This window comes from Hyphococcus luteus (assembly GCF_002943565.1).
GTDB classification, from domain to species: domain Bacteria; phylum Pseudomonadota; class Alphaproteobacteria; order Caulobacterales; family Parvularculaceae; genus Hyphococcus; species Hyphococcus luteus.
On the sequence record NZ_PJCH01000010.1, the window covers coordinates 146,075 to 165,445 of the forward strand.

A 19,371-nucleotide genomic window follows, 5' to 3' on the forward strand; every position below is an offset into this window, starting at 1 on the left:
CGCCCACGTATCCCCGTGAAGCGGCGACCGCCTTGGAAGGCGCGGAACATAGGTGCGGCCCACGCGCCGGTCAACCGATTCGACGGCGTAAAATCGCGCCATTTTCACCCAGCGCTTCAGAGCACGGTTTCGCCGGTCGCGGCGCGGAACTCGGCGACGAAACCGGCGAAGTCTCCGGTCGCGATGGCCGCCCGCATGCCCGCCATAAGCTCCTGATAATATTGCAGATTGTGCCAGGTCAGGAGCATCGGTCCGAGATATTCCCCGGCGCGAAAGAGATGGTGGAGATAGGCCTTGGAATAGTCCCGGCTTGCAGGGCAGGGGCTCTCCGGATCGAGGGGCTCGGGATCGTCGGCGAAGCTCGCATTCTTGATGTTGATCGCTCCCGCTTTGGTCCAGGCCTGGCCGTGGCGTCCGGACCGGGTCGGCGCGACGCAGTCGAACATGTCGACACCCCGCGCCACGGCGCCGACAATGTCCGCCGGCTTGCCGACGCCCATGAGATAGCGGGGCTTTTGCGCCGGCATGTGGGGCGTCGTGAAATCGAGCACGCGGAACATCTCCTCCCGGCCTTCGCCGACCGCGAGCCCGCCGATGGAATAGCCGGGAAAATCGATCTCCATCAGTTTCTCGAGGCTCTCCCGGCGCAACGCCTCGTAATTGGCGCCCTGGACGATGCCGAATAGCGCCTGTCCCGGTTGCGATTTTTCCTCGAAGGCGCGCTTGGAGCGTTCAGCCCAGCGCACGGAGAGCAGCATCGATGTGCGCGCCTTTTCCTCTTCGATGGGAATGGCCGGGCATTCGTCGAGCTGCATCTGGATGTCGGCGCCGAGAAGGCACTGGATTTCGATGGAGCGCTCCGGCGTCAGCATGTGCTTCGAGCCGTCAATATGCGACTGGAAAGAGACGCCCTCTTCGGTGAGTTTTCGGAGCTTCGACAAGGACATCACTTGAAAGCCGCCCGAGTCGGTCAGGATCGGATGCGGCCAGTTCATGAAGTGATGAAGCCCGCCCAGCGCTGCGACGCGTTCGGCGGTGGGGCGCAGCATCAGATGATAGGTGTTGCCGAGGACGATGTCGGCGCCCGTGGCGCGGACATTTTCCGGCAGCATGGCTTTCACAGTCCCCGCCGTCCCTACGGGCATGAAGGCGGGCGTGCGGATGTCGCCGCGCGGCGTTTCGATGACGCCGGCCCGCGCGCCGGCGTCCGTCGCGCTGACAGTGAAAGAAAAGCCTTCGCTCAATGCATGCGCTCCCCGTTCGGCACCGGCCGCTCCGGCCCGATCAGCACGATGGCGCCGTTCTCGTCCGAAAAGCCGAGCACCAGCACCTCCGACATGAAGTCGGCGATCTGGCGCGGCGGGAAATTGATCACGGCCGCGACCTGGCGTCCGATCAGATCTTCTTCCGTGTAGTGAACGGTAATCTGCGCGGAGGATTTCTTGACCCCGATCTCCGGCCCGAAATCAACCCAGACCTTCCAGGCGGGCTTCCTCGCCTTCGGAAAGGGCTCGACCTTTTGAATCGTGCCGACGCGGATGTCGACTTTCATAAAATCGTCAAAGGTGATCTCAGTCATGATTTCCGCCCTGTCAGGTCGATAAGCGCTTCTATTGTTTTCCAGTTCCGCGCTGTTGTTTTCGTTTTCAAAATGCGGTCGGCTTTTTCAGCGATTTTTGAAACGGCGAAGCCTTTCGGGGAATGGAGATAGAGAACGCCCTTCGCGAGAACAAATTGTTCCGCCGCCGTCTTTATCTCTTCCAGTTCCGCTTCAGCGCCTTTTTGCGGCTCGCCTTCAAGAAAAAGCAGATGCACGGACTTCGGATCTGCTTGCGCCTGTTTTTGAAAAGGGGCCGATGCGACGGCCTTTTTCAGCGCGGCGGCGGTCATCACGAAAGTTTGTGGTTTGAAACCGAAATTTTTGTTGATGGCGCTCGCGATGTCAGCGCCTGTGGCCGTGCCGTCATAAACGACATTGCCGCTCTGGATATAGGTTCGCACATTCTTGCAGCCCATGTCGCTAAGCATGGCGGCAAGTTCTTTCATGGGCAGTCTGTTTTTTCCGCCGACATTAACGCCGCGGAGGAGGGCGACTTTCTGTGTCATATGCGCTCCAACAGGCAGGCGTCGCCATAAGAATAAAAACGATAGCCTTGCTCGACGGCGTGGGCGTAGGCGGCCTTCATGCGGTCCGTGCCGGCGAAGGCCGAGACCAGCATGAACAGCGTCGAGCGTGGCAGATGGAAATTCGTCATCAGCATGTCTGCGGCCTTAAACCGGTAGCCGGGCGTAATAAAGATGTCGGTCTCGTCGGCAAAGGGCGCGATTTTGCCGTCTTCGCCCGCCGCGCTTTCGAGGAGGCGCAGGGAGGTGGTGCCAACGGCGATGATACGCCCGCCGGCGGCGCGCGCTTCGTTGATCTTTGCCGCCTGGCTATGGGTGATCTCGCCCCATTCAGCGTGCATCTTGTGGTCGGCGGTGTCCTCCGCCGTGACGGGCAGGAATGTGCCCGCGCCCACATGAAGCGTGACGGTTGTCTGCTCGACGCCTTTGTCTCTCAGCGCGGCGATGAGGTCCGGCGTGAAATGAAGTCCCGCGGTGGGCGCGGCGACGGAGCCCGCCTCGTCGGCGAACATGGTTTGGTAACTCGCCTTGTCATCCTCGCCCGCCGGGCGCTTGCGCGCGATGTAGGGCGGCAGCGGCATGACGCCGGCCTTTTCGAGCGCGGCGAAGAAATGATCGCCCTGCGTCTCGAATTGCAGATCGGCTTCCGCGCCGTCGCGGGCGATGACGCGCGCCGCCAGGCCGGCGGCGAAGGTTATAGCGTCGCCTTCTTTCAGGCGCTTGGCGGGGCGCACGAAGGCGCGCCAGACATTCCTGCCGAGGTCTTTGTGCAAGGTCGCCTCGACAGCGACGGGCGCGCCGCCTGTCTGTCCGTCGCGCGGCGGTCTTTGCCCGAAAAGCTGCGCCGGAATGACTTTGGTGTCGTTGGCGACGAGGAGATCGCCGGGGCGCAGGAGGCCGGGGAGATCGCGCACGATCCGGTCCTCAAGGCCTTCCGGGCGCACGCATAAAAGCCGCGCGGAATCCCGCGGGGAGACGGGCTCCATCGCGATCCGCTCGGGCGGCAGCTCGAAATCGAAAAGATCGACACGCATGACGCGCCTGTCATGCCGCCCGGAGACGGGAAACGCAATCCGCGGCGATTTCCAGGGAGCGTTTGCGCTTTTCGTGGTCGAAAACCTGGCTCGCAAAGATCATTTCGTCGGGCTGGTGCGTCTCGATGAAGACCTCAAGCTCCCGCGCGATCTTCTCGGGCCCGCCAATGAAAGAGCAGCGCAGGGTCCGGCGCAGCATGGACTGCGCGCTCGGGTCGAGGGTCTCGAGAAAGCCTTCCGCCGGCGGTTGCACCAGCTTGTGGGAATGGCCCGTGCGCAGATTGACGAAGGCCTGATAGAGCGTAGTGGCGAGGAATGCGGCTTCTTCGTCCGTCTTGGCCGCGACTATATTTGCGGCGAGCATCAGATGCGGTTCGGGCCAGTCCTCGGAGGGCTGGTAGCGATCGCGATAAAGGCGGATCGCATTTTCAAGTTCGGCCGGGGCGAAATGCGAGGCGAAGGCGTAGGGCAGGCCGAAATGCGCGGCGAATTGCGCGCCGTAAAGGCTGGAGCCGAGGATCCAGATCGGCACATGGGTTCCGGCGCCCGGCGTCGCTTGCAGCTTTCCTTCTTCCGGGTCTCCCAGAAAATATTGCAGCTCCGCCACGTCGTGCGGGAAGCGGTCCTCTCCGCCTTCACGCATGGGCCGGCGGAGCGCCCGGATCGAGGCCATGTCGCCGCCGGGCGCGCGCCCGAGCCCCAGATCGATGCGGCCCGGATAAAGCTCGGCGAGCGTGCCGAATTGTTCGGCGATCACGAGCGGGGCGTGATTGGGCAGCATGACCCCGCCGGCGCCGACGCGGATCGTTGACGTGCCGTCCGCCACATAGCCGATGACGACCGACGTGGCGGCGCTCGCGACGCTCGGAATGTTGTGATGCTCGGCGAGCCAGAAACGCTTGTAACCGGCGGCTTCGGCGCAACGCGCCAGATCGCGCGAGTTCCTCAGCGCCTGGCCGGCGTCGCCGCCTTCAATGACGGGGCAGAGATCGAGAACGGAAATCGGGATCATGAGGGAACCTTACGCATCCGCGCCTCTATCGCAAAGAGACGGCGCAAAACCGTTCGGCCGACGCCGGCCAAGAGGAGCCTAGATGGAATAGGTGTCGTAATTGAAAACCTGATTCATGGTTTCCGACGGCGACTTGTCCTTGCAGGCGCCGACCGGCGTCGCGGGAACGCCGGCGACGGTGCAGTGCGGTTCTACCGGTTTCAGAACGACGCTGCCGGCGGCGACCTTCGCGCCTTCGCCGATCTCGATATTGCCGAGCACTTTCGCGCCGACGCTGATGAGCGCGCCCCGGCGGATCTTCGGATGACGGTCGCCGGACTCCTTGCCGGTGCCGCCGAGGGTGACATTCTGCAGGATCGAAACGTCGTCTTCGACTTCCGCAGTTTCGCCGATGACGATGCCGGTTGCGTGGTCCATGAAAACGCCTTTGCCGATCTTCACCGCCGGATGAATGTCCACGGCGAAAAGCTCCGACATGCGGCTTTGCAGGAACAGCGCCAGCGCCTGACGGTCATGGCGCCACAGCCAGTTGGCGACGCGCTGCGCTTCGAGCGCCTGATAGCCTTTGAAATAGAGAAAAGGCTGCATGTATTCGTGACAGGCCGGATCGCGATCGTAAACGGCGCGCAGATCCACAAGCGCGGCCTCGACCATGGCCGGCTCGTTCTCATACGCTTCGTCACAGACTTCGCGCCACAGCATGGCGTTCATTTCCGGGTCGGAAAGCTTTTGCGCAAGGCGATAGGAGAGGGCGGCCTGAAAGCTTTCGTGATTGAGAATGGTCGCATGCAGGAAGCTCGCGAGCACGGGTTCCGCCGCCGCCGCGGACGCCGCCTCGACGCGCATGCGCGCCCAAGTTTGATCCGTGGTCATCGGAACGACATTGGATTTATTTTCAGAAGCCTGGGACATCGCGTTTTCCTCTCCCGAGGAGTTTCCTATTTTTGCGGAAGCCCCGCAAGTATGAGAGTCGAAATAGGCTCCGGAAGCGCGCCATGCAAGGCCTTAATGTAAGCCGTCATGACCATCACGATTGTGAGACTGTCCGTAATCTCGCCGGACATCACCATTTCTAAAAGGTCTTTAAAGAAAACCTGTTTTATTGTTAACGCCTCGGAGGGATCGGGCGCGGCTTCCCCTTCGCTCAAATCCCACGCCAGGTAACAGACGGCGCGTTCGTCCGTCACCGAATTCGAGATGTCGAATTCGCAAAGGCGTTCCCATTCGCGCGCGCGAAGCCCCGTCTCTTCTTCAAGCTCGCGCTTTGCGCTATCGAGCGGCGGGACATCGCGCTTGCCGCCGCCTTCGGGCAGCTCCCAGCTATATTTGTCGAGAGGAAAACGATGCTGGCCGACAAGCGTCGCCTTGCCTTCAGCGTCGATCGGCAAAACCCCGACGGCGAGGTTTTTGAAACGCACAACGCCATATTCGCCGGGCGTTCCGTCCGGGTGGATCACCTTGTGATCGGCGAGGTTGATCCACGGATTGTCGAAAATCTCGCGCTCATCGGTGATGCGCCAGGGGCCGAGTGTTTTTCCCTTGCTCATTCGGCGGCGATTTCGCGAACGGGAATCGTCAGCGCACAGACATCCACATGATCCGGGCGATAATAGAAAAAATCTTCCGGCCGGTTTCGCCGGGATTCGGCGTAGGCCGCGAAAGTGGCCGTATCCGTGCGCAGGATTTCGAGCGCGGGCCGCTTGTCTTCTGCAAGATCCGCAGCGACGCGCATGGAAAGAATGGTTTCGCTGACATCGTCTCCGGGCGTTTCGGCGCGCACGACCCGAGGCAAGGCCTGCAAATGCTCCATGCCGTCGACTACATGGCCGAAGACCGTGAGATTGCGGTCGAGATAACGTTGCGGTTGCAGCGTGAAGTAAAACTCCGTGCCGCCCGTGTCTTTTTCGATGTCTCGGGCCATCGCCATGGCGCCGGTGCAATGGAGCGCCCAGATGGTTGTTCCGCCCGCATCGGCGCCCACGGGCTGACTGTCGATGAAGCCGACCTGCGCGGCGTAGCCGTCCGTGTCTTCAATGGGCGTGAATGTCATATCCGCCGTCAAAGGCTGGTCGAACATCGCTTCAAGCGTTTTTTTCGCCGTCTTGACCTCGCGTTGTTCGAAGACGTCGCCGCCTTGCGCCACAAAGCCGTCAATGACGCGATAAAAGGAAAGCCCGTCGTAAAAGCCCTCTCGGGCGAGGGCTTTCATCTGCGCTGTATGATTTTGCGCGAGCGTCGACGAAAGCTCGACGACGACGCGCCCGCGCTCCAGCTCGACCACCAGCATGTTTTCAGGGTCGATGGCGCGCCAATCTTCGGGCGCCGCTTCGGCGATGATTTCCGCAGGCGCGCGTTTTTGCGCGTCCGCTTCGGCGTCTTCCGCCGGCGCCGGCGTTTCGCCGCGCGTGCAGGCGGCGGCCAGCAAGACGCCGAGCATGAAAACAGAACAGCGCATGACGGCCTCCTATCCGCGTCCGCGATAGGGCGCGACGCCCGGATCGGGCAGCCATACGCCCTTTGGCGGTTCACCCGTCTGGTAAAACACATCGATGGGAATGCCGCCGCGCGGATACCAGTAGCCGGCGATCCGGAGCCATTTCGGTTTCGCCGCGTCGATGATGCGCTTGGCGATATAGACCGTGCAGTCTTCGTGAAAGGCGCCGTGATTGCGGAATGAGGTCAGGAACAGTTTCAGGGATTTCGATTCGACGATGTGTTTCCCCGGAACATAGTCGATGACGAGATGAGCGAAATCCGGCTGTCCCGTCACCGGGCAGAGCGAGGTGAATTCCGGCGCGGTGAAGCGCGCCACGTAAGTCTCGCCGGCTTGAGGGTTCGGCGCGGTTTCAAGCATCGCCTCTTCCGGGCTCGCGGCCGGCGCGGCGGCGCTCCCAAGCTGGGTGAGGGGCGCGGCGCCCGCCGTCTTCACCTTGGACTTGCCGGATTTGCCGCTGTCGATGGCGCGGAGCGCCGAGAGGGCCGCAGCCTTGGGGGCGGCTTTCTTTCTGGCCGTGCTCTTGGCCTTTTTGGTCCGGGATCGTGTTGGCATGGGAGACCTCTTTTTCCCATCCATAGCGGCGCCCGCGCCGGGCCGCAAAGCCGCCCGCTAATCGGGGCCGTCCGCGGCGCGGGAACGGCGGATTTCGTCCTTCCGGCCATGGACAAGGCCGCTCCGCCGGACTATAAGCCGCGCTCCGCCGGACCGGCCCCTGCGCCCGCCGGCGGAATGAGGCGGGGTCCAGCTGCTCCGCCCGCGCCCAGGTAGCTCAGTTGGTAGAGCAGCGGATTGAAAATCCGCGTGTCGGTGGTTCAAATCCGCCCCTGGGCACCATCACCAGTTTTTCCACACCTGCGGATGTTTGCTGAAACTTTTTCGGCGGCTTCATAGCGTGCTGATTTTCTTCAGCTTTTCGCCCTTCTCCCAAACGTCCACAGGCCTGCGCAAACATGCGCAGCGATGGCCCTGTCGCGCCTCCGCTTGGTACAATTCTTGGCATTTCGCGGGGTCGATTGGGACCTTTGTACCAACCCGAATCTCACATCCGGAACCGAACCAAATCCGAAAGGGAATCCTATGAAGCTGACAGACTTGGTATGTCGCAGCGCGATGCCCGGCCCGAAAGTGCGCAAGCTTTCAGACGGCGGCGGCCTGCAATTATGGGTGCAGCCCGGCGGCTCGCGCCAGTGGCGCCTCGCCTACAAATTCGACGGAAAGCAAAAGGTGCTGGCCATCGGTCCCTATCCTATCGTCTCGCTCGCGCAGGCGCGTGAGGCGAGGGACGAGGCGAAGCGTCTGCTGTACGAAGGCGTCGATCCCAATATCCGAAAAAAGGAGCAGCAAAAGCCTGCCGAAACTTTCCGAAACATCGCCGCGGAGTATGTGGAGAAGATTACTCGGGAAGGCAGGGCCGAGCGGACGCTTTCCAAAAACAACTGGCTGCTTGGGATGGCGAACGACACATTCGGCGATATGGAGATCAGGGAGATCGCCGCGCCGAAGATTCTTGAAGCCCTGCGGCAGGTTGAGGCCCGCGGCCATTATGAGTCCGCGCGGCGGATGCGGTCGACCATCGGCAGCGTCTTTCGTTACGCCATGGCGACAGCGAGGGCGGATGCGGACCCCACCATCGCCCTGCGGGATGCGCTTATTCGCCCGCAGCCCACCTCCCGAGCGGCGATTATCGACCCCGAAGCGGTCGGAGGCCTGCTTCGCGCTGTCGATGGTTTCGAAGGGCATTTCACGACTCGCGCCGGACTTCAGCTCATGGCGCTTCTTTTTCCGCGCCCGGGTGAGCTGCGATTTGCGGAATGGTCTGAGTTTGATTTCGAGACGGCGATCTGGACCGTCCCTGCGTCCCGCATGAAGATGCGGCGGCCCCATAAGTCGCCCCTGCCGCGGCAGTCGATTGAAATCCTCGCCGAGCTTAGAGCACTGAACGGCGGGTCGCGGTTTGTGCTTCCGGGAATGCGGTCTTCAGATCGGCCCATGAGCGACAGCGCCATGAATGCCGCGCTGCGCCGGATGGGGTTCGCCAAGGACGAGATGACGCCGCATGGGTTTCGGGCGACGGCGGCGACGCTTCTGAATGAAACCGGAAAATGGCATCCGGACGCCGTTGAACGGCAGTTGGCCCATATCGACGAGAACGAAATCCGGCGCGCTTATACGCGCGGCGAATATTGGGACGAGCGCGTCCGGATGATGCAATGGTGGGCGGATTATCTGGATAAGTTGAAGGCGTCCGGGAAGAGAGAGCAAAACAAGGTGACTCTGGCGTCGCCGCGCCGGGACTTCATTCACATTGGCGAATAGCGCATGGCGCGATGGGTTTGCGGGCGGGCTTTCAGGCGGCGCTAAATATGCCCTCTTGATTAATAGTAACGTATAGGGTACTAATAAATGGACGTCCTGGAATACCTAGATGAAGCTGGCGAAAGCCCGTTCGGCCGGTGGTTTGCGATTATCGACAGCCAAGCGGCCCTAAAGGTCCGGCGCTCCATCGCCCGCATGGAGCTGGGGAATTTCGGGGACTCCAAAGGCGTGGGCGGGGGCGTCCTTGAGTGTCGGATTAGTTATGGTCCCGGCTACCGGATCTATTACGGGCGTGATGGCGACAGTCTGGTGATCCTTCTCGCCGGTGGGACAAAGAAGCGCCAGCAGGCGGATATCGAAAGGGCGCAAGGCTACTGGGCGGATTACAAGGCCCGCAAAGGAACGAAGTGATGGCGCTGACGAAAGGCTTTAAAGAGACCGTTCAGGCGCGCGCGAAGCGCGATCCCGAGTTTCGTCGCGGGCTTCTGACGGAGGCCCTCGATTGTTTCCTCTCCGGCGAGCTGGACGAAGGAAAACTTCTTCTGCGCGATTACATCAATGCGACGGTGGGGTTCGAAGAACTTGGCAGAATGACCGACAAGACGCCGAAAAGTCTCATGCGCATGCTGAGTGTCGGCGGGAACCCACGAGCCGACAATCTCTTCGCCATTATCGGCTGCCTTCAGGCGAAAGAGGGCGTGCATTTGAGCGTGATGGCGGAGTAGGGCCGCCAAGCGATGTTCTTGTAAACCTGAATGGAAACGCGGATAAAAAAGCCACGGATATCAGGTCAAATTGCCCTTAACCCGCAGTAGCAGAGTCTTAGACCCCATACGCCTTGGCTCCCTTTTATTGGCGGGAGCCGCCACCGCCCACAGCATTCCGCCGACCGGCGCAAAGGGGCTCACGCCAATCTCTTGTAGTGAAAAATAAGCCAGATTTTCTCTCTTAGGCCAGGGCGCGAATTCCAATCCAGCTCAATTGATGATGCTATTGTTCAAGTCGGCAAGCATGATCCATATTGATCGCGCAGCTTCTTCTTATCTATCTTCCCTGTCGCTGTTAGCGGCACCTCTGCGAAGATAACGGCGTCCGGAAGCCACCATTTTGCAAAATGCGGCTCGATATGGTCCAGGACCTCCTGATCCGACAGGGCGGCTCTATTATGTGTTTCAACGACGAGAATTGGACGCTCTTCCCATTTTGGATGCTTCACGCCGACGACAGCGGCGATTCGAATGTCCGGGTGAGAGACGGCCGCATTCTCGATGTCGATGGAACTGATCCATTCGCCGCCGGATTTGATGACGTCTTTGCTGCGGTCAGTAATGCGCAGGAAGCCTTGCGAGTCGATCGTGGCGATGTCGCCGGTGTCGAACCATCCGTCTGAATCAAGCGCGGATTTCTCCGCCCGGTAATAGCGTTCAATCGTCCATGGGCCGCGAACAAGAAGCGCACCAGAGGTTTCGCCGTCATTCGGCAACGCCTTGCCATCGTCGTCGACGATCTTGAGTTCAATGCCGAATTGCAGACGGCCCTGACGGGTCCAGATGACGTCGTTCAACTCTTTTTCACCGCGCGCCGCCAGTTTGGGCGTTGGCGTCGCGACGACGCCGAGCGGGCTGGTTTCGGTCATGCCCCAGATCTGGCGAACTGCGACGCCGTATTTGTCCTGGAAGGTTTCCGCCATGGCGCGGGGCACGGCCGATCCGCCGATGATGATGCGTTCCAGCGTTTCTGTGGTTTCGCCTGTACGTGCAAGATGGTCGAGATACATGGTCCATATGGTCGGCACGCCCCCGGAAAAGGTGACGCCTTCGTTTTTGATAAGCTCCTGAAGACTGGCGCCATCCATCTTTTCGCAAGGCAGCACGATCTTGCAGCCATTGATCGCGGCAGCGAAAGGAAGGCCCCAGGCTGTCGCGTGATAAAGCGAAGAGCAGGGCATGACGCAGTCAAATGCGGAAAAATTGAAAGCGCCGGGCAGGCCGGCGGCGAGGCCGTGCAGCACGACAGACCGGTGGCTGTAGAGAACGCCTTTGGGATCGCCGGTCGTTCCCGATGTGTAGCACAAGAACGCTCCGGCGTTTTCATCAAAGGCGGGCCAGACGATTTCCTCGTCCTGATCGGCGATAAGATCTTCGTATCTCGCCGCATTGAGTTCGCCGTTTACGGAGGAGGCGTCTTCCGACAGCACAATAAAAGTATCGATGGAGGAAAGCTGCGGCCTCAGGCGTTCGACCAGCGCGGCGAAAGACTTGTCAAACATCAAAATTCGGCTGCCCGCATGATTGATGGTGTAGGCGAGCTGTTGCTCTGAAAATCTGGGATTGGCCGTATGCAAAACGGCTCCAATGCCGGGAACGGCGTAAAATAACTCAAGATGCCGGTGCGTGTTCCAGGCAAGAGAGGTGACGCGTTCTCCGGGCGCTACTCCTTGCGTTTTGAGCATCTGTGCGCATTTCGCCGTGCGGCGGCGCAATCCGGCGTAGTCATAGCGATGCAAAGGTTCGTCTACGAGTCGGGAGACGATTTCCCTGTCGCCATGCGCGTTGGCCGCGTAGTCCAGAATGCCGCTGACCATCAGCGGCGAACGTTGCATGAGCCCGTCAAGCACGGTTTCTTCCCAAATTTTTTTACATTTGCAGAGTGCTTAGTAGATCAGGCCATGCAGTTTACATAGCAAATCCGGTCGTCTTCCGGAAAATTGCACGCCGGCTTCTGCCGGGGTGAGGGAATGTGAGCGGAACGGGGGAGGAAGCGCTCCGCTCACATCTGGTCAATCCAGGCGCTTAAAACTGAACGGTTATCGTTCCGCCAAAAGTGCGCGGTGGATTGTAGTTTTCATAGCCGAAACCGAGGCTCGTCAGATTGACGCCTTGAACCTTATAAGCTTCGTCAAAGATGTTTTTGGCCCAGAGCGCGGCTTCCCAGCTTCCGTCCTCAGCGCCGACAGCGAGCCGGCCGTTCCATAACGTGAAACTGTCAGACGCGATTAGCGGATCGTTGAGCGCGTCCTTGAAGGTGGAGCCGGAATAGCGGCCATCGATCTGGATGATTCCGCGCAATCCGGGAGAGATCACGCGTTCATAACGCGCCAGGGTGTTGAAGGTGACGCTGGGCGCATTGGGGAATTCGTTGCCCTTCGGCGCCGGGCCGGAGAGGGCGACAAACTGGCCCAATTCAGAATTGAGAAGTCCGAGCCCGACCGTCAGCGTCAACCCTTCAATTGCCGGCGGCGCCAATGTCGCTTCGAGATCGGCGCCATACAGCGTCGCTTCATCAACGTTGCCGAGGCGTTGGAACGGGACTGCGCCCGACTGGTCGCGGATGAAGGTCTGGATGTCGGAATAGTCGTAGTAAAACCCGCTCGCGGCCAGCCGCAGGGCGCCGTTCGCGGTCTGGTGCTTTACGCCGGCTTCATAAGAGACCAGGCTTTCCGGTTCGAAGGGCTGGAAGGAGCCGCTGTTTGTGGCGAAGCCGAAAAAGAAGCCGCCCGATTTCACGCCGCGCGAGGCGCTGACGTAAAGCAGCGTTGAAGGGAGGGGCTTCCAGTCGAGCCCGGCTTTCCAGGAGAGGTTCGTGTCTTCCGCTTTAAGGGCGTCCGCCGCAGCGAGCGTAATTTGAGGCGTCGGGCCTGGCGAGCAGGTGAGGCTGATCAGGCAACTCGTGCCGAACGGATTGTCGTCAAAGACGCGCGCCGTGTATTCTTTTTCCTCCCAGGTGAGCCGGAGGCCGCCGATAACGGATAGCGTGTCGGTCAGCGCGTATTCGCCGTGGATAAAACCGGCGACTGAATCCGTCGTCTGGTCGCCAAAGCCGCTTGTGCGGGTTTGGAAGAGGACGTCTGCATAGCCGGTGGATCCGACGACGATGTGATCGTGCGACCAGAAAGCGCCTACGAGCCAGTCAACGCTCTCATTGAGATTGCCGGCGAGCCTGAGTTCTTGCGAATATTGCCGGACGTCTGTGGTCGGCAGGAATTCAAGCGCCGTTAGCGGCGAGGCATCGAGATCGTTATAGGCTTCACGATAGTGATCGATGAAGCCGGTGACGCTGGTCAGTTCCGCGCCGCCAAGGTCGAATACGCCGCGAAGCGTCGCGCCGATCTGTTTGGCGTCGTAAAACTGCCGATCCGACCAGTCGCCTGTGTAAGGGTCGCCGTCAGGATCGCTGTAGCCGAAAAAGTCTGTACAGGTTGGGTCGGTTTCATTTTCCGCAATGGCGGCGCACGCAAAACTCGGCGGGTTTGTATAGTCTACAGCGCCGAAAAACGCGCCCTGACCAAGTCCGGAATTGTTTGAGTAGCCTTCGACTTTCAACAGAATGTCCGCGCTGTCTCCCGGCATCCAGCGAAGTTGTGCGCGGCCGAGCGCGATGTTGCGTTCGCCGATATCGTCGTCGGCCGCGCGGTTGAAATAATAGCCCTCCCACTGGCGGATGACCTTGGCGCCGAGGCGAATGGCGAGTTCTTCGTTGACCGGAATATTGGTCACGCCCTCGACTTCGAGCGTGTCGTAATTGCCATAGCTAGCGGACAGCCGGGTCAGGGGGGCGTCGAAATTCGGTTTCGCCGTGATGAAGTTGACGGCGCCCGCTGTTGAGTTGCGGCCGTAAAGCGTGCCTTGCGGGCCCTTCAGAACTTCGATGCGCTCAAGGTCGAAAAAGTCGAAAGCAAGAAGCCCAAGCGAGGAGAGATAGACTTCATCGATGTAAACGCCGGCGCTCGGGTTGTTGGTGTTGCTGAAATCATTGAGTCCGACGCCGCGAATGGTGATCACCGGCAGGGTGCCGGGCGCCTGTTCGCGAATGTCGACATTCGGGACAAAAGTCGCGATGTCGCGCATTTCGAGGACGCGCGCGTCCTGAAGCGTTTGTCGGCTGATCGCAGTCACGGCCGCGCCGACGTCGAGAATGTTCTGCTCGCGCTTTTGGGCCGTTACCACGATCACGTCGCCGGAAGTCGATTGTTGTGCTTGCGCGCCGGCGCTTGCTGTAAGCGCGGCGGCGCAGACGGAAGCCGTCAGGATAGTCTTGCGCATGTTCCCTCCCTTGCGCCCGAATGTCGGGTTGCTGTCCGTCTGTTGCGCTTCTTGCCGGCGCGTGGACGGGCTGTTTTACAATATGTCGATTATTGACTTAATGTCTGATGAAAGGCAACTGTGAAAATCCACAGCGCCTGCGATTCCTTGGCTTGCCAGCCATTATGCGCTGGCGCCGGCGAGGCAAGGTCTGGCGCATTTTCCGAGTAATATGTGGAAAATAGGGGCGCCGCCGACGGCCCGCGGCGTCTTTTCAGTAGGGCGCTGGCGTGTCGCAGCGCTGAAAATTACGTGAGGAAATCTCTCCGCTGTCTTTCTATTTGTGAATTATTGACATACTATCGTTTGCATAACAGTCATAATTGACGACGCGCGGGCGGCGAACGCGCGAACAGCGCCGGCGTGTAAGGGAGGCGGTAGATGAGACTGGGTAATTGGTTTGCGGGCGGCGTGGCTCTGGGGGCGCTTTCGCTGGCGAGCGGCGGCGCGGCGGCGCAGGCGGAAGCTGCCGCTGGCGCTCCGGATATTGACGCGTCGGCCGCCGAAAGCGATCTGATCGTCGTCACGGCGCGCCGCCGTGAAGAGCGTCTGTCGGATGTGCCCGCGTCGGCCGCGGTGCTCTCTGCCGACTATCTTCAGGAGAGGGGCGGGCCGCGATCCGCCAAGGATCTTCTTGCGGGCCAGGCGGGCGTGCGTTTCTTCGATACGACCTCGCCCGTCAATTCCGAAGTGTCCATCCGCGGTTCTTCGACAGCGCGCGCGACAAACGCCGATCCGAGCGTGGGGCTTTATCGTGATGGCGTTTACATTGGCGGCGGCACGGTTGGCGGGCGCAGTTTTTCCCGCCTTGATATTTTCGATGCAGAGCGTGTTGAGGTGCTGCGCGGCGTGCAAGGGGCTCTTTACGGGCGCAATGCAGTCGGCGGCGCCGTCAACTTGATCACGGCGAAACCGAAATTCGAAAACAGCGGTTATCTCGATCTTCGTTACACGACGCAGACGAAAGGAAAAGAAGGCCAGCTTGTGCTGAACGCATCGCCTTCGGACGAATGGGCGTTTCGTGTCGGCGTCGACGGCGTTCATCAAAATGAAGGCTTTTTCTATAATCCGAGCAATCACGTTTATTTCGACCGACAGAAGGGATTGGGATATAGGGGGCAGGTCCGCTACAAAAATGACCGGCTTGACGTCACGCTTCTTGGCGAGCGTCAGAATCTCGATGTGCCGGCGATCACCTATCGCGTCGTCATCGCGCCTGGGCCGATCTTTCCCCTCGGCTTCGTCCAGCCGCCTTATGAATATGACCACAGCACGGAGCCTTTTGCGCATCAGGAAATCAACGCCGGCGGTCTTTCAATCGAATATGATCTTGGCTGGGCGACATTGCATTCGAACACGTTGATCCGTCAGCGCAATTCCGAATATACGTTTGACGCCGACGCCATCACGCCTGAGCGCGCGCTTGAAGCGTATCTGAATGGGGAGGTGATTTTTCCGCTTGGCGGTGAAAGTTACGTCAACCAGCGCGATGAAACGAGGACGATCACCGAGGTCGCGCATCTGACCGGAACACTGTTCGATGATCGCGTCGTCTGGCTGGGCGGTTTTGAATATCTCACGCAAGACAGCAACGCCTTCCGCCTGACGCAAACGAACCAGATTATCAATGTGTTCACGCGGACCCGTGCGGATGTCGATCTGGAATATGATTCCTATGCGTTTTTCGGGTCTTTAGGGATAGACATCACGCCGCGGCTGAACCTGACGGGCGAACTGCGTTACACAAATGACGATCGTTCCAGCACGTCGAGCCTGATCGACGATTTCACCGGCATGGAAACAGGCGGGGATGCGTTCAATTTTTCCGCTGACCGGTCGTCGGACAATGTTTCCTATAATGCGACGCTGGCTTATCGCTTCGCCGATGACTGGCAAATCTATGGAAAAGTCGGGAGCAGCTATCGCGCCGGCGGGTTCAATGCGAGCCTCGGGACGCCGTTGCAGCCGATACCGGTCCCGGCAGCCTATAATGATGAAACCTCGACGGAGTATGAGGGCGGCGTAAAGGGCCAGTTTGGCGACTTATATGTAGCGATTGCGGGCTATGTCGCCGAGGCCGATGATCTCATCGTGCAGCGTGACAATGGGTGCAGCGTGACCCTGCCGGCGTGTCCGGTGGCCCCGACGGTTTTTCTCGATAATGCGGGCAAGGCGAGAACCTGGGGCGTTGAAGCTGAATTCAACGGTTCATTTGAGATCGGCGCAGGGACTCTGACGGCGACTTTGGCGGCCTCTCGTCAGGACGGGAAAGTGACAGAGGGACCGTTAAGCGGCGTGCCGACGGCGCAGACGCCGAACTGGCTTGCCTCGTCGAACCTCAACTATCGTCAGCCGTTCAATGACAAGATCGACATGTTCGTCAATTTGTTCGCTTACGGTCAATGGGGCGGAACACAGGAGCTGACGGTTCCGTCTCCGCCGCTTGATAATTTTCAAATCGTCAATCTTCGGTTCGGCGTAACCTATGACCGGATCGAGATCGCCGGTTTTGTCAACAATCTCTTTGATGAACAGTATCTCACTTTCCAGGAAGCGACGACGCAAAGGCTCGGAACGCCGCGTGCGACCGGCGTGGAACTACGTTACAGGTTCTGAGCAAACCCGATGTGCGCCATGGCGAAAGCTGAAAAACATGAGCATGCTGCCATCAGCAAAAAGAGAGGTTTTTTTGTCGGATTTTCGCGTTTCAAAAAGCGCCATGACGCGCAGAAGCGTGTTGGGCGGCGCGGCGGCGTTGGCTGGGGCTGGGCCGGCCTGCGCCCTGACTGAGAAAAGCCAAGTGCCGCCGGACAGCTTTACCAAAGCGATTGCAGAAGCCGTGACAGCGTTGCACGAGCGGGCGCCTGTTGAGGTCGAAGAGCGCGTCGCGTGGACCTTGCTCGATAATCTTGCGTCAATGCTTTATGCGGGAACGCTTGCGCGTCCGATAAGCGCGGCCGCCTATTTCGCAAAAAACACGCCCGGCCGCGATGCGGAGGTGTTGACGGCCGACCTTGTTTCTTCGCAGACAGGCGCCGCTTCTGCGATGGCGTATTTGCTGCACGCCGCTGAAATCGACGACAGCGATCCACGCGGAGAGTTGCGCGCCTCGGCGGTCATCATGCCGGCCTGTCTTGCCGCGGCGCAGGCCGCCGATGCAAGCGGGCCCGAATTTCTTCGCGCGGCGGCGCTCGGCTATACGCTTCAGGGGCGCTTCGTTCAGCCGGTAGGGCCGGTTCAAACGCGGGGCTGGATGGCGTCCGGCGTATGGGGGCCGCCGGCCGCCGCCGCCGCCGTCTCTTTCCTTCGGGGCAGGCCGGCTGCGGACATCGCTTCGTCGATGTCGCTCGCGGGTTCCGCCGCTGGCGGCGCGTTTCAATATTATTTCGATCAGACGGACGAAAAGCGGATCATCGTCGCGCGCGCTGCGCGCGCTGCGATCGAAAGCGCCGATCTCGCCGCCTTGGGCGAGCACGGTGCGGCGCGCATTCTGGAGGGGCGCGCCGGGCTTTATCATCTTTTCGCTGGAACGGATGCGCCGGCGCTGGCGCCGCTGACGGATGATCTTGGCCGGCTTGAGGGGCCGCTTTATCTGCGTCCCAAATTTTTCGCCGCATCGCATTCCATTATTCCGACGCTTGACGGCCTGCAGGCGGCGGCGCCTTCCGAGCTTGATCCGGCGTCGATTGAAAGCTTCATTGTTCGCGGCAACGCCTCCTGGAGCCGCATTGTGGCGCGCAAGATTAATGATTTTGAACCGCCGTCATCGCGGATCGGGGCGGCGCTCAATTTCAGCTTTGTCGTCGCCATGTGGCTGGTGCGCCGCTCGGTTCTGCCCGGCGATTACACGCAGGAAGCGTTCCGGGACCCGGACATTATTTCGCTGGCGCGGTCCGGATCGTTTGAAGTAAATGACAGCGATCATCTTTCCATTGAAATCGTGCTTCGTAACGGAGAAAGAATTCACGCCGTCGCGCAGGATCCGGACCGCAATGCGCCTGCGCCGCTGAATGCAGTGCGGCGGATGAATAAATTCAACGCGCTTGCCGGATCGCGGCTGAATGAAGAGCGAAAAGCAGATTTGCACGAGCACTGCATGGACCTGAAAAACGCACGCTCCATGCGGGCTTGGGTGCGGCATGCGCAAAAGCTCTGCGGCGCGTAGAGACCGCCTCATTGTTCTTCAAGAAAGGCGTCGACCCGGTCAGCCGCGTTTGTGCGGATATTCATATAGAAGAGATTGTAGTCGAAAACGTGATAAGAGCCGTTCTTAGTCTGCCGGCTTTTAAAGCCGTCTATGTCTTCATTGAAATCGATCACCAGATATCCGTTTTCGCATCCGGCGCCGGTGAGGCGAGGGAGGAGCGCCGATAAGGCGCCGGGGTCCTGATTGCCCGAAAGCGCGCCGAGATTGTCGCTGGCGGGCGCGGTGCCGCCTGCTTTCCAGTTCAGCGGATTGACGCATAAGAGCGGGCGCCCGGCGACCGGCCGGTAGCCGCCGTCAAGCCAGATGAGGGCGCGTTCGTCGCGGCGCAGGTCGGGTTCGTTTTTTTTGCTGACCGTATTCCAGCCGATGATGCAGCGGGTCTGCCGGGCGTCGTCGCAAGGCGGCAGCCGGTCCGGTGCGAACGCTTCCGGCACGGGGCCCCCGACTGCATAAACGGCGACAAGCCTGTCCATAAGGTCTGTGCCGAGGACGCGTTCTTCAAGAAGGCGCATGGCGTGATAACTGCCCTGGCTGTGGCTGGCGATGATGAAGGGCCGTCCGTCGTTTTTTTCACGGATAAAATTATCAAACGCTGCGGCGATGTCCTGATAGGCGAGATCAAGGGCATGTTCGCTGTTTTCGTTGAATGCAAGGAACGTATAAAGCGTCGCCTGGCGATAGCGCGGCGCGAAGACGCGACAGCAACCGTTAAAAACGCTTGCCTGGCCTCGCAAGGTTCCCTCTTCGACGCTCATGCGGCCTTCGCCGGAATTCTCATAAGGCGCGTTCCATCCGTCCTTTTTGAAATAGGTTGTCGGATGGATGAAAAAGACATCGGCTGCCGCTTCCGCCTGATTATCTGCAATGCCTTCCGGCGTCTGATCGGCGTTGTCCTTGCGCTCCGGCAGCGCCGCCCAGGCGTCCGGCAAACGATAGTCCGGCGCCGGCGGGGCAAGGTCTGGCGAAAAATCATGGTCCGGTTTGAAAACCAGCCTTTGTGCGATTTTGGTTTCGTCATCTTCCTGCGACGAGCACGCGACGGCGAGCGCCGTCGCCAGCAAAGCTAGAACATGTTTTTTCATTACTGAGTCCTTGGTAGG

At 60.1% G+C, this 19,371-nt stretch carries 17 protein-coding genes and 1 tRNA gene; 6 read left to right on the plus strand and 12 right to left on the minus strand.

Annotated features, from left to right (window positions below; translation table 11 throughout):
• Positions 1-116: 116 nt before the first annotated feature.
• From tgt to queF, 9 genes are all read right to left on the minus strand, one after another.
• Positions 117-1,244: a tRNA guanosine(34) transglycosylase Tgt gene (tgt, locus tag CW354_RS13795; RefSeq protein ID WP_104830671.1), complete on the minus strand. Its 1,128-nt coding sequence runs from the start codon at positions 1,242-1,244 to the stop codon at positions 117-119.
• Positions 1,241-1,579: a tRNA-binding protein gene (locus tag CW354_RS13800; RefSeq protein WP_104830672.1), complete on the minus strand. Its 339-nt coding sequence runs from the start codon at positions 1,577-1,579 to the stop codon at positions 1,241-1,243. The genes tgt and CW354_RS13800 overlap by 4 nt, the downstream gene beginning before the upstream one ends.
• Positions 1,576-2,106: a DUF1697 domain-containing protein gene (locus tag CW354_RS13805; protein ID WP_104830673.1), complete on the minus strand. Its 531-nt coding sequence runs from the start codon at positions 2,104-2,106 to the stop codon at positions 1,576-1,578. The genes CW354_RS13800 and CW354_RS13805 overlap by 4 nt, the downstream gene beginning before the upstream one ends.
• Entirely contained in the window at positions 2,103-3,158 is a 1,056-nt protein-coding gene (gene queA, locus CW354_RS13810; protein WP_104830674.1) for a tRNA preQ1(34) S-adenosylmethionine ribosyltransferase-isomerase QueA, read from the minus strand. The genes CW354_RS13805 and queA overlap by 4 nt, the downstream gene beginning before the upstream one ends.
• 10 nt (positions 3,159-3,168) lie before the next feature.
• Positions 3,169-4,170: an LLM class flavin-dependent oxidoreductase gene (locus tag CW354_RS13815; RefSeq protein WP_104830675.1), complete on the minus strand. Its 1,002-nt coding sequence runs from the start codon at positions 4,168-4,170 to the stop codon at positions 3,169-3,171.
• A 78-nt stretch (positions 4,171-4,248) separates the two neighbouring features.
• Positions 4,249-5,082: a serine O-acetyltransferase gene (gene cysE, locus CW354_RS13820; protein WP_243396407.1), complete on the minus strand. Its 834-nt coding sequence runs from the start codon at positions 5,080-5,082 to the stop codon at positions 4,249-4,251.
• A gap of 26 nt (positions 5,083-5,108) precedes the next feature.
• On the minus strand, positions 5,109-5,717 hold the full coding sequence (locus CW354_RS13825) for an NUDIX domain-containing protein (protein ID WP_104830676.1): 609 nt from the start codon (positions 5,715-5,717) through the stop codon (positions 5,109-5,111).
• Complete coding sequence (locus tag CW354_RS13830) at positions 5,714-6,625, minus strand: peptidylprolyl isomerase (RefSeq protein WP_104830677.1); 912 nt, start codon at positions 6,623-6,625, stop codon at positions 5,714-5,716. The genes CW354_RS13825 and CW354_RS13830 overlap by 4 nt, the downstream gene beginning before the upstream one ends.
• Positions 6,626-6,634: 9 nt before the next feature.
• Positions 6,635-7,099 (minus strand): preQ(1) synthase, encoded by a 465-nt coding sequence (gene queF, locus CW354_RS13835; RefSeq protein WP_423793533.1) that lies wholly within the window; start codon positions 7,097-7,099, stop codon positions 6,635-6,637.
• A 326-nt stretch (positions 7,100-7,425) separates the two neighbouring features.
• On the opposite strand from queF, the gene CW354_RS13840 reads away from it, so the two are divergent.
• From CW354_RS13840 to CW354_RS13855, 4 genes are all read left to right on the plus strand, one after another.
• Positions 7,426-7,501: transfer RNA gene (locus CW354_RS13840), tRNA-Phe, on the plus strand.
• A gap of 243 nt (positions 7,502-7,744) precedes the next feature.
• Positions 7,745-8,983, plus strand: a complete 1,239-nt coding sequence (locus CW354_RS13845; protein WP_104830679.1) for a tyrosine-type recombinase/integrase — start codon at positions 7,745-7,747, stop codon at positions 8,981-8,983.
• A gap of 87 nt (positions 8,984-9,070) precedes the next feature.
• Positions 9,071-9,394 (plus strand): type II toxin-antitoxin system RelE/ParE family toxin, encoded by a 324-nt coding sequence (locus tag CW354_RS13850; protein WP_104830680.1) that lies wholly within the window; start codon positions 9,071-9,073, stop codon positions 9,392-9,394.
• On the plus strand, positions 9,394-9,708 hold the full coding sequence (locus CW354_RS13855) for a helix-turn-helix domain-containing transcriptional regulator (protein WP_104830681.1): 315 nt from the start codon (positions 9,394-9,396) through the stop codon (positions 9,706-9,708). Before CW354_RS13850 ends, CW354_RS13855 begins: the two co-directional genes overlap by 1 nt.
• A gap of 272 nt (positions 9,709-9,980) precedes the next feature.
• On the opposite strand, the gene CW354_RS13860 is transcribed toward CW354_RS13855, so the two are convergent.
• On the minus strand, positions 9,981-11,585 hold the full coding sequence (locus CW354_RS13860) for a long-chain fatty acid--CoA ligase (RefSeq protein WP_104830781.1): 1,605 nt from the start codon (positions 11,583-11,585) through the stop codon (positions 9,981-9,983).
• A gap of 190 nt (positions 11,586-11,775) precedes the next feature.
• Complete coding sequence (locus CW354_RS13865) at positions 11,776-14,025, minus strand: TonB-dependent receptor (protein WP_104830682.1); 2,250 nt, start codon at positions 14,023-14,025, stop codon at positions 11,776-11,778.
• Positions 14,026-14,445: 420 nt separating this feature from the next.
• Between CW354_RS13865 and CW354_RS13870 the strand changes: the two genes are divergently transcribed.
• Together CW354_RS13870 and CW354_RS13875 are read left to right on the plus strand one after the other, a co-directional pair.
• Positions 14,446-16,680, plus strand: a complete 2,235-nt coding sequence (locus tag CW354_RS13870; protein ID WP_133162312.1) for a TonB-dependent receptor — start codon at positions 14,446-14,448, stop codon at positions 16,678-16,680.
• Positions 16,681-16,783: 103 nt separating this feature from the next.
• Positions 16,784-18,229: an MmgE/PrpD family protein gene (locus CW354_RS13875; protein WP_165793711.1), complete on the plus strand. Its 1,446-nt coding sequence runs from the start codon at positions 16,784-16,786 to the stop codon at positions 18,227-18,229.
• 8 nt (positions 18,230-18,237) lie between these two features.
• On the opposite strand, the gene CW354_RS13880 is transcribed toward CW354_RS13875, so the two are convergent.
• Positions 18,238-19,353 carry a DUF3089 domain-containing protein gene (locus CW354_RS13880; RefSeq protein ID WP_104830685.1) on the minus strand — a complete coding sequence of 372 codons (1,116 nt, stop codon included), beginning with the start codon at positions 19,351-19,353 and terminating at the stop codon, positions 18,238-18,240.
• Positions 19,354-19,371: the final 18 nt, after the last annotated feature.

Bases quoted from the DNA above. Each gene is read 5' to 3' on its own strand.
- CW354_RS13800 (WP_104830672.1), bottom strand. From the start codon at position 1,579: ATGACTGAGATCACCTTTGACGATTTTATGAAAGTCGACATCCGCGTC.
- CW354_RS13805 (WP_104830673.1), bottom strand. From the start codon at position 2,106: ATGACACAGAAAGTCGCCCTCCTCCGCGGCGTTAATGTCGGCGGAAAA.
- queA (WP_104830674.1), bottom strand. From the start codon at position 3,158: ATGCGTGTCGATCTTTTCGATTTCGAGCTGCCGCCCGAGCGGATCGCG.
- CW354_RS13815 (WP_104830675.1), bottom strand. From the start codon at position 4,170: ATGATCCCGATTTCCGTTCTCGATCTCTGCCCCGTCATTGAAGGCGGC.
- cysE (WP_243396407.1), bottom strand. From the start codon at position 5,082: ATGTCCCAGGCTTCTGAAAATAAATCCAATGTCGTTCCGATGACCACG.
- CW354_RS13825 (WP_104830676.1), bottom strand. From the start codon at position 5,717: ATGAGCAAGGGAAAAACACTCGGCCCCTGGCGCATCACCGATGAGCGC.
- CW354_RS13830 (WP_104830677.1), bottom strand. From the start codon at position 6,625: ATGCGCTGTTCTGTTTTCATGCTCGGCGTCTTGCTGGCCGCCGCCTGC.
- CW354_RS13845 (WP_104830679.1), top strand. From the start codon at position 7,745: ATGAAGCTGACAGACTTGGTATGTCGCAGCGCGATGCCCGGCCCGAAA.
- CW354_RS13850 (WP_104830680.1), top strand. From the start codon at position 9,071: ATGGACGTCCTGGAATACCTAGATGAAGCTGGCGAAAGCCCGTTCGGC.
- CW354_RS13855 (WP_104830681.1), top strand. From the start codon at position 9,394: ATGGCGCTGACGAAAGGCTTTAAAGAGACCGTTCAGGCGCGCGCGAAG.
- CW354_RS13860 (WP_104830781.1), bottom strand. From the start codon at position 11,585: ATGCAACGTTCGCCGCTGATGGTCAGCGGCATTCTGGACTACGCGGCC.
- CW354_RS13865 (WP_104830682.1), bottom strand. From the start codon at position 14,025: ATGCGCAAGACTATCCTGACGGCTTCCGTCTGCGCCGCCGCGCTTACA.
- CW354_RS13870 (WP_133162312.1), top strand. From the start codon at position 14,446: ATGAGACTGGGTAATTGGTTTGCGGGCGGCGTGGCTCTGGGGGCGCTT.
- CW354_RS13875 (WP_165793711.1), top strand. From the start codon at position 16,784: ATGACGCGCAGAAGCGTGTTGGGCGGCGCGGCGGCGTTGGCTGGGGCT.
- CW354_RS13880 (WP_104830685.1), bottom strand. From the start codon at position 19,353: ATGAAAAAACATGTTCTAGCTTTGCTGGCGACGGCGCTCGCCGTCGCG.